Origin of the sequence: Paraburkholderia nodosa DSM 21604, assembly GCF_000519185.1 — a bacterium.
In the GTDB taxonomy this organism is placed as follows: domain Bacteria; phylum Pseudomonadota; class Gammaproteobacteria; order Burkholderiales; family Burkholderiaceae; genus Paraburkholderia; species Paraburkholderia nodosa.
The window spans coordinates 118,833-132,847 of sequence record NZ_JAFA01000011.1 but is presented as its reverse complement, the minus strand read 5'-3'; the positions used below and the strand labels follow the sequence as shown (position 1 = coordinate 132,847).

10 protein-coding genes and 2 tRNA genes are annotated in these 14,015 nt (G+C 64.8%); 4 read left to right on the top strand and 8 right to left on the bottom strand.

From position 1 onward, the window contains the following. Positions 1-179: 179 nt before the first annotated feature. Positions 180-1,739 (bottom strand): mannose-1-phosphate guanylyltransferase/mannose-6-phosphate isomerase, encoded by a 1,560-nt coding sequence (locus A3CW_RS0118270; RefSeq protein ID WP_028204856.1) that lies wholly within the window; start codon positions 1,737-1,739, stop codon positions 180-182. Between the two features lie 784 nt (positions 1,740-2,523). Here A3CW_RS0118270 and A3CW_RS0118265 point away from each other — a divergent pair. Beyond that, positions 2,524-3,258 (top strand): Crp/Fnr family transcriptional regulator, encoded by a 735-nt coding sequence (locus A3CW_RS0118265; RefSeq protein ID WP_028204855.1) that lies wholly within the window; start codon positions 2,524-2,526, stop codon positions 3,256-3,258. Positions 3,259-3,496: 238 nt separating this feature from the next. On the opposite strand, the gene A3CW_RS0118260 is transcribed toward A3CW_RS0118265, so the two are convergent. The 5 genes from A3CW_RS0118260 to rnr form a co-directional block, all read right to left on the bottom strand. Then, a complete protein-coding gene (locus A3CW_RS0118260; RefSeq protein WP_028204854.1) occupies positions 3,497-4,108 on the bottom strand; it encodes a hypothetical protein in 612 nt (203 codons plus the stop codon). 72 nt (positions 4,109-4,180) lie between these two features. Further along, positions 4,181-4,774, bottom strand: a complete 594-nt coding sequence (locus tag A3CW_RS0118255) for a hypothetical protein (RefSeq protein ID WP_028204853.1) — start codon at positions 4,772-4,774, stop codon at positions 4,181-4,183. A gap of 811 nt (positions 4,775-5,585) precedes the next feature. Continuing rightward, positions 5,586-6,281 carry a ribose-5-phosphate isomerase RpiA gene (rpiA, locus tag A3CW_RS0118250; protein ID WP_028204852.1) on the bottom strand — a complete coding sequence of 232 codons (696 nt, stop codon included), beginning with the start codon at positions 6,279-6,281 and terminating at the stop codon, positions 5,586-5,588. 123 nt (positions 6,282-6,404) lie between these two features. Continuing rightward, positions 6,405-7,148 (bottom strand): 23S rRNA (guanosine(2251)-2'-O)-methyltransferase RlmB, encoded by a 744-nt coding sequence (gene rlmB / locus A3CW_RS0118245; RefSeq protein ID WP_028204851.1) that lies wholly within the window; start codon positions 7,146-7,148, stop codon positions 6,405-6,407. A 217-nt stretch (positions 7,149-7,365) separates the two neighbouring features. Further along, entirely contained in the window at positions 7,366-9,828 is a 2,463-nt protein-coding gene (gene rnr, locus A3CW_RS0118240) for a ribonuclease R (RefSeq protein WP_028204850.1), read from the bottom strand. Between the two features lie 394 nt (positions 9,829-10,222). On the opposite strand from rnr, the gene A3CW_RS0118235 reads away from it, so the two are divergent. The 3 genes from A3CW_RS0118235 to A3CW_RS0118225 all read left to right on the top strand — a co-directional run bounded on the left by A3CW_RS0118235 (position 10,223) and on the right by A3CW_RS0118225 (position 11,132). Beyond that, positions 10,223-10,309, top strand: a tRNA-Leu gene (locus tag A3CW_RS0118235). Positions 10,310-10,485: 176 nt separating this feature from the next. Further along, positions 10,486-10,572: transfer RNA gene (locus A3CW_RS0118230), tRNA-Leu, on the top strand. Between the two features lie 254 nt (positions 10,573-10,826). After that, a complete protein-coding gene (locus A3CW_RS0118225) occupies positions 10,827-11,132 on the top strand; it encodes a hypothetical protein (protein ID WP_028204849.1) in 306 nt (101 codons plus the stop codon). A gap of 28 nt (positions 11,133-11,160) precedes the next feature. Here the strand turns inward: A3CW_RS0118225 and oxlT are convergent, their stop codons facing one another. Both oxlT and A3CW_RS0118215 read right to left on the bottom strand, forming a co-directional pair. Beyond that, complete coding sequence (oxlT, locus tag A3CW_RS0118220; protein ID WP_154677974.1) at positions 11,161-12,501, bottom strand: oxalate/formate MFS antiporter; 1,341 nt, start codon at positions 12,499-12,501, stop codon at positions 11,161-11,163. Between the two features lie 115 nt (positions 12,502-12,616). After that, complete coding sequence (locus tag A3CW_RS0118215) at positions 12,617-14,011, bottom strand: NAD(P)(+) transhydrogenase (Re/Si-specific) subunit beta (protein ID WP_028204847.1); 1,395 nt, start codon at positions 14,009-14,011, stop codon at positions 12,617-12,619. Positions 14,012-14,015: the final 4 nt, after the last annotated feature.

Below are 14,015 nucleotides of genomic sequence, written 5' to 3'. Positions count from 1 at the left end.
TGTTTTTTGTAAGGCGATCGTATGAATCGCCCACTTACTTCAATCGACACGCTTTCAATCGGCTTCAAATCAATCGGCAGTCCCTGGCTGTGCATATGCAGGGACGTCGGCGTGCATGTTTCTTCTGCGCACGCTTTTCGCGCGCGGCCCAACGTTGTGTTTTTCGACGTTGCGTTTATTCAACGTTGTATCCGGCCGTACTCATCGTCGAAGCGCACGATGTCGTCTTCGCCCAGATAACCGCCCGACTGCACCTCGATGATCTCGAGCGGCGTCTTGCCCGGATTCTCCAGCCGGTGCTTGACGCCCAGCGGGATGTAGGTCGACTCGTTTTCCGAAAGCAGGAAAACTTCCTCGCCGCGCGTGACGCACGCCGTGCCACGCACCACGGTCCAGTGCTCCGCGCGGTGATGATGCATCTGCAGCGACAGCCGCCCGCCCGGCTTCACGACGATACGCTTGACCTGGAAGCGTTCTCCCTGATCGAGCGAGTCGTAGCAGCCCCACGGCCGCTCCACGCGCCGGTGATGCTGCGCGACCGCGCTGCGCTCCTGCCTGAGCTTGCCCACGATCGCCTTGACGTCCTGCACGCGATCCCTCGCCGCGACGAGGACGGCGTCGGCCGTTTCGACCACCACCACGCCGTGCACGCCCACGCAAGCCACGAGCCGACCGTCCGAATGCGCGAACGTGTCGGTCACGTCTTCGAACATCACGCGCCCGCGGGCCACGTTGCCGCTTGCGTCCTTGTTCGACACCTGCCACACCGCATCCCACGCGCCCACGTCGGACCAGCCCGCCACGAGCGGCACGACCACGCCCGCGAGCCGCGCGTTGGCGCCGAGCGACTCCATCACCGCGTAGTCGATCGAATCGGACGGGCACGCGGCGAGCGCCGCGGCATCGAGATGCACGGTGCCGTCGGCGTCGATTGCGGCCGCCTCGAACGCCGCCGTGCATTGCGCCGCGATAGCCGGCCGGCAATGCGCGATCGCGGCGAGCCAGACCGATGCGCGCACCACGAAAATGCCGCTATTCCAGAGGTAATCTCCCGAGGCCACGTAACTTGCCGCGAGTTCGGGGCCGGGCTTTTCCACGAAACGCTCGATCACGCGCGCGCCACTGGCGCCGAGCGCCGCCCCCGCGCCGATGTACCCGTAGCCGGTCTCCGCGCGCTGCGGCGGCACGCCGAGCGTGACGATCGCGCCACGCGCCGCGTACCCCACCGCCTCTTCGAGTGCGGCGGCAAACGCTGCGCGATCCGCGATCAGATGGTCCGCCGGCATGGCGATGAGCACGGGATCGCTGTCGCATACCGCACCCGCGCCGTCGCGGGCGAGCGCCGCCTCGTGGCCGGCGCGCGCCGCCAGCGCCGCGACAGTGAGTGCCGGTGCGGTGTTGCGCGCAACCGGTTCGAGCACGACGCGAGCGGGCGTGCCGCTGCGGCCGAGCCGGTCGACGGTCATGAGCCGCAGTTCCTCGCTGCTCACGACGACAGGCGCGGCCTTGCGGATCGCCACGCCCGGCTGGGCATACACCCCGTCGAGCCGCCGCACCGTGGCTTCGAGCAGCGACTCGCCGTTGAGCAGATCGATCAGCTGTTTCGGGCAATGCTCGCGCGAGAGCGGCCACAGCCGCGTGCCCGAGCCCCCGGCCAGCACCACGGGCTGAACGATGAGCGCGACTTCGGGTTCATTGGCTGCCGCGATCAAGCCGGCAGGCGTCACGAGCTGATTCATGCAGTGAGCTCCCCGTTGAAATACGTCGGGTCGCGTCGACGAACGCCGCGCCTGCCTGCCGGCGGGCTCGCGCGAAGCGTCACGCGCCTCCCGGACCTCTCAAGCCTCACAAAGCCTTGAGGCTTTTTACGGACCTCATTGGAGCAAACCTCGGCATGCCAATCTGTACGCATACCCACACTGACCGCGTGCGCACCGGCGGGCGCCCCGCCAAGCCGCTCACGCGCGATGTTTCAGCGCCGAACGTTTTTTCGCCGGCTACGTCTGCGTTGCAACAGAACTGAATCAAAACCGCTTGTTTTTCTGGTCGCCGCCCGAATCGCCCCGGATCCATGTTTCAACGAGGAGCCATTTCTGATTCCCCCTGCCACCAGTGGAAATAATCCAATCAAATCATTGGCTTGCGACTTTCAAAAGGGTAATGCGCAGCGCAGCGGCCCGCAAAGTCGCCGTACAAAACTGAAACAAAAACGCGGCGTTTCGCCGCGCTGCCGCATCGCCGGTTCGCGCTCAGCCGCTTCAATGCGTGGTTTCGCACCGACTGGCACACACCCTGCTAAAGAGAGATCGCCACACGAACGCAGACGCGGACGAACGATGCCGCGCACGCAAGCGCAAGAGTGGGACCAGGCAAGAACAAGCAGGAATGAGCACGAACAAGCGGGACTATGGGGCCGGCACGACGAACACAAAAGCCGCACGGGAAACGGCAGACAACAACGAGTTCGGCGAACGGAATCAAAAAACAGTAGGCGGCACGCGCCGCCTCGCACGAGGACCAGTCATGTTAACCCTTCAATCCGATCTTCACGGCAACCATTTGCTGGGCGCCCTCCCGTCGCATGAATGGCAGGCTCTCGCCCCGCACCTCGAACTCGTTCATCTGCGCACCGAACAGTTGATCTGCGATTCCGGCCAGCGCATTCATCACGTCTACTTTCCGACTACCGCGATCGTCTCGCTGCTCTCGACGATGGAAGACGGCAGCTCGGTCGAAATCGCGGCGGTCGGCCGCGAAGGCATGACAGGCGTGCCCGTTCTCACGGGCGGCGAAACGATGCCGAACCGCGTGCAGGTGCAATGCGCGGGCTTCGCCTATCGCATGAGCGCGCAAGCCCTCAAGCAGCAATTCGCGCGCTCGGACTTCCTGCGCCGCCTCATGCTGCTCTATATGCACGCGCTGCTCACGCAGGTCGCACAGACCGCTGCGTGCAATCGTCACCACTCGCTCAGCAAGCAGCTGTGCCGCTGGCTTCTGATCGAAGTGGACCGCGTGGCTTCCAACGATCTCAGCGTCACGCAGCAGCTGATCGCCGACATGCTCGGCGTGCGCCGCGAAGGCATTACCGAAGCCGCCGGCAAGCTGCACGACGAAGGCCTGATCCATCACAGCCGCGGCCATATCCGCGTGCTCGATCGCGAAGGCCTCGAAGCCCGCGCCTGCGAGTGCTACGGGCTCGTGCGCCGCGAATTCGACCGGCTGCTGCCGCGCCTGCACCAGGCGGAAACGGTCGCGTGAGCGCGTAATCGCGCGCGCGTGTGTTGCGCGCCGCGAGTTCATTCGCGTGTCGTCCCCTGACAAGGCGTGCCCGCAGCGGCACGCTTTTGCGCGCCTGCTCACCTTGCCTGCGCGATCGCGCGCCCAGTCAGGCAAGGTCGAAGGCAACCGGAACATACAGGACACCGAATCGATCGTATCTTGCCGCGCCAGCTGGAGAGAACAGGAGCGCGCCCTCTTCTCTTCAGCCTTGCGGGACTCAATGGGCCGAAGGCACGAGCGCCTGTGCAAGCGGCAACTCGGGCAAGTGCTCGCGTTCGCGCACGAACGGGTCGGTCGGCTCCTGAAGCTTCGGATCCGGGGTCGTCTCGGCATTGCGCAATTGCACGGGCGCGCCATCGTTGTTCGCGACCTTGCGCTTGTCGCCGCATGGATGATCGGTCAGCGCGGCAGCCTCGCGGAAGTCGTCTTCCTGACACATGATGTTGAACGCAATGTCCTTGCGGTCCATGCGCCAGGCCACGGCCGCATTCAGGCGCTTGTTGCAGTCCATATCCTTGATGGTGCCCGCGGCCGTCGCGCCCACGCCCACCACCGACACCGCGGCGGAAATGCTGCCCCAGCAGGTCTCGGTCACCGAAGCCGTCAAGGCCGGCGCGTAGACCGTGGGCGTCGTGCGCACATCGTAGCCGCCGTGATACGTGACGTCCGACGTACCGCCGCTCGGCAATACGACGGTATTGGAGACGGTGCTCGTCTGGCTCGACGCGGACGTGGTCCCCGATGTCATCGTCGGCGTGGTTTGCGCCCACGCGGCGCCTGCAAACAGCAACACCCCGGCAACGGCAATCTTTTGTTTCAGCTTGCTCATTCTTCTCTCCGTGAACGGAAAGGGGGCAGCGCCCCCTTTCCGACGCGCTAGTGAACGGCTGACCCGTTCGGATTACCAGTGCATGCCGCCCGTGAGCGAACCCGAACCGCCCGCTGCGACGATACCGACGCCGCCGTCCGCATTGGCCGTGCCGGTGCCGTTCGCGGTTGCGTTCGACGTGAAGCCCGAGCCGCCGTAGCTGCCGCTCGAACCGTCGAACGACGTGTTGATCACCGACGAGTTGAAGTTCTGCGAACCCGACTGCGTGGCGCTCGTGAAGCCGAGCGTCGACGAATTCTGGTTCGTGGTCGTCGTGCCGGTCTGGCCGACGTAGCCGTTAGCCGTCTGGCCGTAGGTCTGCGAGTTGCCGTTTTGCGCCGTGTAGCTCGAACCGAACGTGAGGCTCGCGTTCGAGAACGACTGGTTGCCTTGCGACACGGTGGCGTCGATATGGCCCGGCACCGTCAGCGCCGACGTGAAGCTGCCGTTGACCGACGAGGTCGAGTTCGACGTGAGTGCCGTAGCGCCAAAGCCGACGCCCGCTGCGCCCACCGCCGACGTGGTGGAAGACGACGGCGCGCCCATGCCACCGGCGCCGCCTGCGAATGCGGCAGCCGAACCGAAAGAGAGCATGACGGCGAGCGAAATGGCCTGAATCTTCTTCATGATTGTGGTCTTCCTGATAAAACAGGGGAACGTTGGATGAATGCGCGCGCACTCCCCCTGATAGCGCGGGCGCATTTAACACGACTTCAATTGCAATGCCGATAAAATCACTGCATTTAAAACGCGCGAATATCCCCGCGGACCATCCCGATATCGGGAAGACCGTTTAACGGAGTGACCAGATTAAAACTCGCGCGCAGAGCACCCTTAATCTTTACGCATTTGCGTAAATCAGGCGATCATGCAGAATTGAAAATCCGGAGAACAGAAAGGAATGCCCCGTGAAACCCTGTACGTTTGGCGGACCCCGTTGAATAGTAGTCCGATACAAATCGTCCAACACCCGCTGTTGTCATTATTTCCCCGTGTACCGCACGGCGTACGCCACGAACTCTCACGCACTGCCTGACAGAAACCCTCGAGCCGCTGCGCATTTTTGCGCGCCGCCCTTCCCCTGACCGGTCGTTTCGACGTCTCTTTTAGCGAACCGTTTGCATAACGTCGCCGGACGGTGAATTTATATCTCAGACAGTCAGACTATTGCTACGTCATTCGCATTTTTGTGTGCGGTTCTCAACGTAGCGAATTGCGAAGACCTTGAATTCGGAGATTTCCTTTCAAAAATAATCGAAAGGCGAATTGAAGTTTCGGATAGATGCGCAGACAACCAGATATCGGAAATCGCGTTCTTTTAATAATTAATCGCGACGTTCGGTTCGGCAGGCCACGCAGGCCTGCCGGAATAAAGAGCGGCAGCGCACAGGCAAAATCAGGCAGAAGCCTGTTGCACGTGCCGCTCGCGCGAGGCCGCTCAGGCCTTGCGGTATTCGATGCGTTCGACGCCGGTTTCGCCGCCGAGCAGGCAGAAGTCCGCGCCGCGGGCGGCGAACAGACCCACCGTCACCACGCCCGGCCATGCATTGACATGCGCCTCGAGCGTGTGCGGGTCGCTGATGCGCAGACCCTTGACGTCGAGGATCTCGTTGCCGTTGTCGGTGATAAAGGGCGAGCCGTCCTTTTGCACGCGCAGCACCGGCACGCCGCCGAGCGCAGTCACACGGCGGCCAATGGCCGTGCGCGCCATCGGCACGACTTCGATGGGCAGCGGGAACTGGCCGAGCACGTCGACGCGCTTGCTCGCATCGGCGATGCAGACGAACACGTCCGACACCGAAGCGACGATCTTCTCGCGCGTGAGCGCGCCGCCGCCGCCCTTGATCATGGCGCCGGCACCGTCGATTTCATCGGCGCCGTCCACGTACACGGGCAGCGATTCGATCTCGTTGAGGTCGAAAATCTTGAAACCGTGCGCTTCGAGGCGCCCGGTGGTCGCGACCGAGCTCGACACGGCGCCGCGGTAGCGGCCCTTGCTCGCCGCCAGCGCGTCGATGAAGCAGTTCGCGGTGGAGCCCGTGCCGACGCCGATCACGGCGCCTTCCGGCACGTTCGCGTTGACATAGTCGGCGGCGGCCTGGCCGACCAGTTGCTTGAGTTCGTCTTGAGTCATGGGAGTACAGCCCGAGGAGGAGAAAAACGCGGAATCCGCATAGTTTACCGGAGATGCGGGCACGGGCTGCCCGCATCTCGCAAGATCGCGCGACAGGCTATCCGGCGGGCGATCGCCGGGCGATCAGCGCGCGGCCGAGCGCTGGCGCACCGCTTCGAACAGGCACACGCCCGAAGCCACGGAAACGTTCAGGCTCTCGACCGTGCCCGCCATCGGAATCTGCATGACTTCGTCGCAGGTTTCGCGCGTGAGGCGGCGCATGCCCTCGCCCTCGGCGCCCAGCACGAGCGCCACGGGGCCGTCGAGCTTCGTCTGGTAGAGACTCGCGCTCGCGTCGCCGGCGGTGCCGACCACCCACACGCCCGCGTCCTTGAGCTCGCGCAGCGCACGCGCGAGATTCGTCACGGTGATGTAGGGCACGGTGTCCGCCGCGCCGCTCGCCACCTTTGCGGCCGTGGCGTTCAGACCCACGGCGCGGTCGCGCGGGGCGATCACCGCGTGCGCGCCGGCCGCGTCGGCCACGCGCAGGCACGCGCCGAGATTGTGCGGATCGGTCACGCCGTCGAGCACGAGCAGGAGCGGCGAGCCCTGGATGCCGTCGAGCAGCTCCGCGAGATTCTGCGCGAGCGCCAGATCGTGCACGCGGGCCACCACGCCCTGGTGGCGCTCCGTGTGCGCGAGACCCCAGAGGCGCGTTTCGTCGGCTGCGATCACGCGCGCGCCGGCTTCCTTCGCGGTGTGCAGGAAGTCCTGCATGCGGCGGTCGCGGCGCGTCGGATCGTAGTAGACATCCTCGACCGTGGACGCGTCGTGCCGCAAGCGTGCGATCACCGCATGAAACCCGTAAAGAACCTTGAGACGTGACATGACTGAGACAACCCCTGATGAACGTTTTGCGGCGCAGACACAGCGCCGCCAACAACGATGGTCGCCGGCCGCGTCGTGCGGTCCGGCGTATGCAAGCCGCGCCCATGTGGCAAAACCCGACGCGGCACGCAAGTGAAAAAACCGGGCACGCGCACAGTGGCGCGGCCCGGATAGGAAACGGCTGCGGAGCGCGTTTGGCGCTCCGCATGCATGGCGCTCAGCGTTTCTTGCGCGGCGCCTGCTTCTTGGGCGTCGGCTTCACGGCGGAGCGCTTCTTCGCGGTCTTGGCGGCGCCGCGCGCCGCGCGCGCCTCCTTCACCGCGACGCTCGGCGCCGGCGCGGCCTTCTTCTGGCGCGCCATGTCGCCGCCCGGCAGCGCGCGCACACGCGGGCCACCGTCCATGCCACTCTTGTCGACCGGCATCGGCCGGTTACCGCCCGGCTTCACGGGCGTATCGCGCACGAGGCGGAAGTCGATCTTGCGCGCGTCGAGATCCACGCGGCTCACCTGCACGCGCACGCGGTCCGAGAGGCGATAGCGAATGCCAGTGCGCTCGCCACGCAGTTCGTTCTTGATCTCGTCGTACTGGAAGTAATCCGAGCCCAGTTCCGTCACGTGCACGAGACCTTCGATGAAGAGCGCGTCGAGCTGCACGAAAATACCGAACGACGTCACGCCGCTCACCATTCCGCCGTACTCTTCGCCGAGCTTGTCGCGCATGAAGTAGCACTTGAGCCAGGCCTCGACGTCGCGCGAGGCTTCGTCGGCGCGACGCTCGTTCGCCGAGCAGTGCAGGCCCAGCTCTTCCCAGATCGCCGTGTTGGCGCCCCGGGCGCGCTTGCCGCGCTTTTCCTCGTCCTCGGCCTGCATGGCGCGGGCGCGCGGCGAGAGCGCGGTATTGAGCTCGACGCCCTCGGGCGCCTGCGGCTGGTACTTCTTGCCCTGCAGGATCGCGTAGATCGCGCGGTGCGTAAGCAGGTCGGGATAGCGGCGAATCGGGCTCGTGAAGTGCGCGTATGCCTCGTAGGCAAGCCCGAAGTGGCCGATATTGTCCGGGCTGTACACGGCCTGCTGCATCGAGCGCAGCAGCATGGTCTGCAGCATCTGCGCGTCGGGCCGGTCGCGGATGTGCGCCATCAGCGCGGCGTAGTCGCTCGCGTGCGGCGTGTCGCCGCCGCCGAGCGAAAGGCCCATGCCGCGCAGGAAGGTGCGCAGGTTTTCGAGCTTTTCGGCGGTCGGCCCCGCGTGCACGCGGTACAGGCCCGGGTGCTTGTGGCGCTTCATGAAGTCCGCCGCGCACACGTTGGCCGCGAGCATGCACTCTTCGATCAGCTTGTGCGCGTCGTTGCGCTGGCGCGGCACGATCTGCTCGATCTTGCCTTGCGCATTGCAGACGATATACGTCTCGGTCGTGTCGAAATCGATCGCGCCGCGCTTCTGGCGCGCGGCGAAGAGCGACTTGTACACGCCATAGAGATTCTGCAGTTGCGGCAACAGTGCCGCGCGGCGCGTCGCCTCGGGGCCCTTGGTGTTGGTGAGGACCGCCGCGACTTCGGTATACGTGAGCCGCGCCGCCGAGTGCATGACGCCCGGATAGAACTGGTACCCCTTGATCTCGCCGCGCGCAGTGATCACCATGTCGCACACGAGCACACAGCGGTCGACGTGCGGATTGAGCGAACAGAGCCCGTTCGAGAGCTTCTCGGGCAACATCGGAATTACGCGGCGGGGGAAGTACACCGAGGTGCTGCGCTCGATCGCGTCCACATCGAGCCCGCTGCCGGGCAGCACGTAATGCGAGACGTCGGCGATGGCGACGATCAGACGGAAGCCCTCGCCGCGGCCGACCTGCATCGGCTCGCAATACACGGCGTCGTCGAAGTCACGCGCATCTTCGCCGTCGATGGTGACGAGCGGCACGTCGCGCAAGTCCACGCGATAACGAATGTCCGTGGGACGCACGCCGTCGGGCAGCTTCGCGGCTTCATCGAGCGCGGGCTTGCTGAACTCGTGCGGCACGCCGTACTTGCGCACGGCGATCTCGATCTCCATGCCCGGATCGTCGATGTCGCCGAGCACTTCCATCACGCGGCCGAGCGGCTGCGAATGGCGGCTGGGGAAATCGGTGAGTTCGACGACCACGACCTGGCCGACCTTGGCCTTCTTGGGATTCTGCGTGACGAGGATATCGTGGCCGATGCGCTTGTCTTCCGGCGCGACGATCAGCGCGCCGTTCTCGTTGAGGAGGCGCCCGATGACACTGCGGTTCGCACGGTCGGTGACTTCGACGATATGCCCTTCCGGCCGCCCGCGCCGGTCATAGCCGACGATGCGCGCGAGCACGCGGTCGTTGTGCATGACCTTCTGCATTTCGCCTTGCGGCAGGAACAGATCGTCCTGCCCGTCGTCGCGCACGAGGAAGCCGTAGCCGTCGCGATGCCCCTGCACGCGCCCCGCGACGAAATTCGAAGGATGGGCGAGCTGGTAGTGGCCGCGCGGGTCGAGCCGGATCTGCCCGTCGCGCTCCATGGCGGCGAGCCGCCGGAAGAACCCTTCACGCTCCTGGCGCTTGATAGCGAGCGCCTCGGCGATATCGTTCGCGGTGCACGGCGAGTCGCTGGTCCGCAGCACGCCGAGAATCTCTTCGCGGCTGGGAATCGGATACGGATATTTGCTCAAGGGCTTATCGATGGTTGTTCTCGTTGCGTGGACGTCGGATTTCGCGCGGCCTGATGTGCGATACATGCGGGCGGCGCCCGGTCTTCGAGTGCTGCAATCTGCCGGCCCGTACCGTGGATTGCCTGACCGCTCGCGCTGCGTGCGCCACGCTGCACGCAGCACCTGAATCACGGACTCTTGCCGGCGGAACTTCTGCGAGGCATTCTAACACCCGCATCGCACCCTACGAGCCGCGGGAGCGGCCTCGCAGCGCGACGAGACGGCCGCTCGACGCGGTCTGCAACGCTTCGGCAGCCGCGCTTTATCGCCCTCCACAAAACGCTTGACAGTCATTCTGTGCCCGCTATAATCTCGGTCTTTGCTGCACAACACGTTGAACAGCAAACGACACCTTGCCCAGGTGGCGGAATTGGTAGACGCACCAGGTTCAGGTCCTGGCGGTGGCAACACTGTGGAGGTTCGAGTCCTCTCTTGGGCACCAGATTCGAAAGGCCGGCTTCATGCCGGCCTTTTTCATTTCCGGCAGTGGCAACGAGTACAACTGCCCTGCTATCGCGCAAAACGCAGCAACCGCGTTCCCGGGATGAAGATTTTTTGAAAGAAACTATTGACAGGCGCGCGAAATCGCGTGATAATTTTCGTCTAGCTTGAAGACGTGCCCAGGTGGCGAAATTGGTAGACGCACCAGGTTCAGGTCCTGGCGGTGGCAACACTGTGGAGGTTCGAGTCCTCTCTTGGGCACCACGTCTCATCAAGCAGAACTAGCAGCACACAGGATTCATCGAAAAAGCCCGCAATCTGCGGGCTTTTTCGTTTTGCGGCCGGTATCCGCTTGTCGCTCCCCGCCTCCACTCTCCTTGCACACACGCCAATGCTGGAATCGCACGGCTATCGCAGCGAACGATGCGGCCACGCACCCGTTATGTTTCATGGTATACATTGCCGCACGGCACGGCGCATGCGTGCGAACCCATGACAAGTCGATTGAGGAAGGCCGAATGGAATTCGTTGTCGTCGCAGCGATCGTCGCCGTCAGCTTTGGCGCTGCCGCGACCTGGCTGCTCGCAACCCGGCTGCCCGAGCGCTGGCTCGAGAAAAGCGCCGGCGAGGGCCGTTATGCTCATCTCGGGCTGGAAAACGAGCGCGCCGCCGAAGCGGACCTGCGTCGCGAGCAGGCCCGCATCGATACGCGGCGCGTACGGCGCTCACGCGTGCGCGCAAGAATACAAGGCGCCGCGCGGATGATGCGGGCATTCCGCCCCGCATCCGCTAGCCGCGATCACGACCGCACTGCCCGCCCGTAGCGCTTGGGGGCGCCCATCAAAAACGCGCTCACTCATGCGACCCCAGCGGCGACGGTACGAACGCCGAATCGGCAATTCTCGCCTCCTCACCCGACTGAAAGATCCAGCGCCGGCGCATGGGCTGCAAGATCACCTTTGCGCTCACGCCAGCCATCATCGCCACGCAGGCGACCATGTCGAACACCATGTTCCAGCCACCGTTGAGCGCCAGCAGCGTAGCGACAGGCACGAGCATCGCCGCGGTGCCCTTCGCGGTATAGAGCGTGCCCGCGTTGCCGGCCGCGTATTTCGCGCCGAACGTATCGGCGCAGGTTGCCGGAAAGTTCGAAAAGATATCGCCGTAGAACAGGAACACGAGCCCCGAGAACAGCATGAAGAGATACGGGTCGTGGCCGAACGCGCGCAAGCCCAGCAGCGCGAGTCCCTCGCCGAGAAACGTGATGAACATCGTATTCTCGCGGCCGATGCGATCTGAAATGAGCCCGCACAACGGCCGCGTGAAGCCGTTGCAGAGATTGTTGATCGAGAGCGTCATGGTGAGCAGCGGCAGCGTCGCCGCTACGAGCGTGACCGGCATCGAGGCGAAACCGTAGCTCTTCGCGATCGGGCCGATCTGCGCCGTCGCGATGATGCCGCCCGCCGCCACGCAGACGAACATCGCGTACATCACCCAGAAGACGGGCGCGCGAACCATCTGCTTCGTCGTATAGTCGGTCTTAGTCGCCACGATGCGCTTCATGCCCGCCACGTGTGCGGGAGGCTTCGGCCGCACCATCACCAGCGCGAGCGCCATGATGCAGGCACCCTGCAGGAGTCCGAAGAACACAAACGCGCGCTCGTAGCCCGATTGCTGGATCATGTTCGAGATCGGGATGACCGTGAGCGCCGCGCCCGCTCCGAAGCCGGCCGCCGTCATGCCGGCGGCGAGACCGCGCCGGTCGGGAAACCATTTGAGCGCGGTGCCGACGCACGTGCCGTACACGCACCCCGCGCCGATGCCCGAAATCACTGCCGCGACGTAGAGCACCGGCAGCGCGGGCGCCCACGCGTCGAGCACCCAGCCGAGCGCCACGCAGCACGCTCCGCCCATGACCACGGGGCGCGGGCCGAAGCGGTCGACCAGCCAGCCCTCCACGGGCACGAGCCAGGTTTCCGTCACGATAAAAATGGTGAAGGCGAGCTGGATCGCAGCCTGCCCCCAGTGATGCCGTGCGTCCATCGGCACGACGAAGAGTGTCCATGCGTACTGCAGGTTCGCCACGAGCCCCATGCAGAGAATGCCGGCGACGAGCTGCACCCAGCGGTTGTGCCGCCGGGCCGTGTAGCCGCCATCGATACGATCGGTATATGCCACGTTGTCTGTCTCCATCCGTTGTGATTGCGCGCGGGCTTGTTTCGCATCGCCTCGACGCCGGTACGTGCGCCAATTTCCGCGTTACCGCCAGCGCGGCAGAGGTGAGTTCTGCCGCGCCTTGCTTCGAACGTCAAGCCGCTTCGAGTTGCCGCAGCAGCGCGTCGACGCTTCCCTTCGCGTCGCCAAACAGCATTCGTGTGTTGTCCTTATAGAAGAGCGGATTGTCCACGCCCGCATAGCCCGTCGCCATGCTGCGCTTGGAGACCACCACGGTGCGCGCCTTCCACACTTCGAGCACCGGCATGCCGGCGATCGGGCTGCCCGCATCCTCCTGCGCACCCGGATTGACGATATCGTTCGCGCCGATCACGAGCACGACGTCGGTGCTCGTGAAGTCCTCGTTGATTTCGTCCATCTCGAGCACGATGTCGTAGGGCACCTTCGCTTCCGCGAGCAGCACGTTCATGTGGCCAGGCAAGCGCCCCGCAACGGGGTGGATGCCGAAACGCACGCGAATGCCCAACGCGCGCAGCCGCCGCGTGATCTCGCTGACGGTGCCTTGTGCCTGCGCGACGGCCATGCCATAGCCCGGCACGATCACGACCTCCTGCGCGTCGCGCAGCAGCGAGCCCACTTCGTCAACGCTGGTCGCCACGACTTCCCCTTGCGGTGCCTCGCTTGCCGTGGAACTCACCGTACCGAAGCCGCCCAGGATCACCGAAACGAAGCTGCGGTTCATCGCGCGGCACATGATGTAGCTGAGAATCGCGCCGCTCGACCCAACCAGCGCCCCCGTCGTGACGAGCAGATCGTTGTCGAGCATGAAGCCCGTTGCCGCTGCGGCCCAGCCCGAGTAGCTGTTGAGCATCGAGACCACCACGGGCATGTCCGCGCCGCCGATCGCCATCACGAGGTGCACGCCGAGCGCCGCCGCCAGCACGCACATCACGATGAGCGCGTAGAGTACGTCGCCACCATCAGGAGAACTGACGAAGCGATAGCCGAGCGCGATGCACGCACCCAGCACGACCGCGTTGAGCAGATGTCGCGCGGGCAGCACGAGCGGCTTGCCGCTCACCGTGCCCTGCAGCTTCAGGAACGCGACGATCGAACCGCTGAACGTGACCGTGCCGATGAAAGCACCGACATAGATCTCGGTGTCGTGAATCGCTCGCTCGACGCCGCTCATCGAGGTCTGCGGCGAGAGAAAGTTCGCAAAGGCGATGAGCGTGGCCGCCAGACCGACGAAGCTGTGCAGCACCGCGACGAGCTGCGGCATCTGCGTCATCTCCACGCGGCGCGCGAGCATCGCGCCGAGCCCGCCCCCCACCAGCGCGGCGATGAGCGCGATTTGCAGGCCCGCACCGCCGGTGACGAGCAGCGTGGCGAGCACGGCGATCACCATGCCGGTCACGCCATACAGGTTGCCGCGCCGCGCACTTGCGGGATGACTCAGCCCGCGCAGGCTGAGGATGAAGAGCGTCGCCGCGCCGAGCCACGCCATGTTGCCGATTCCGTTGAGCATGACG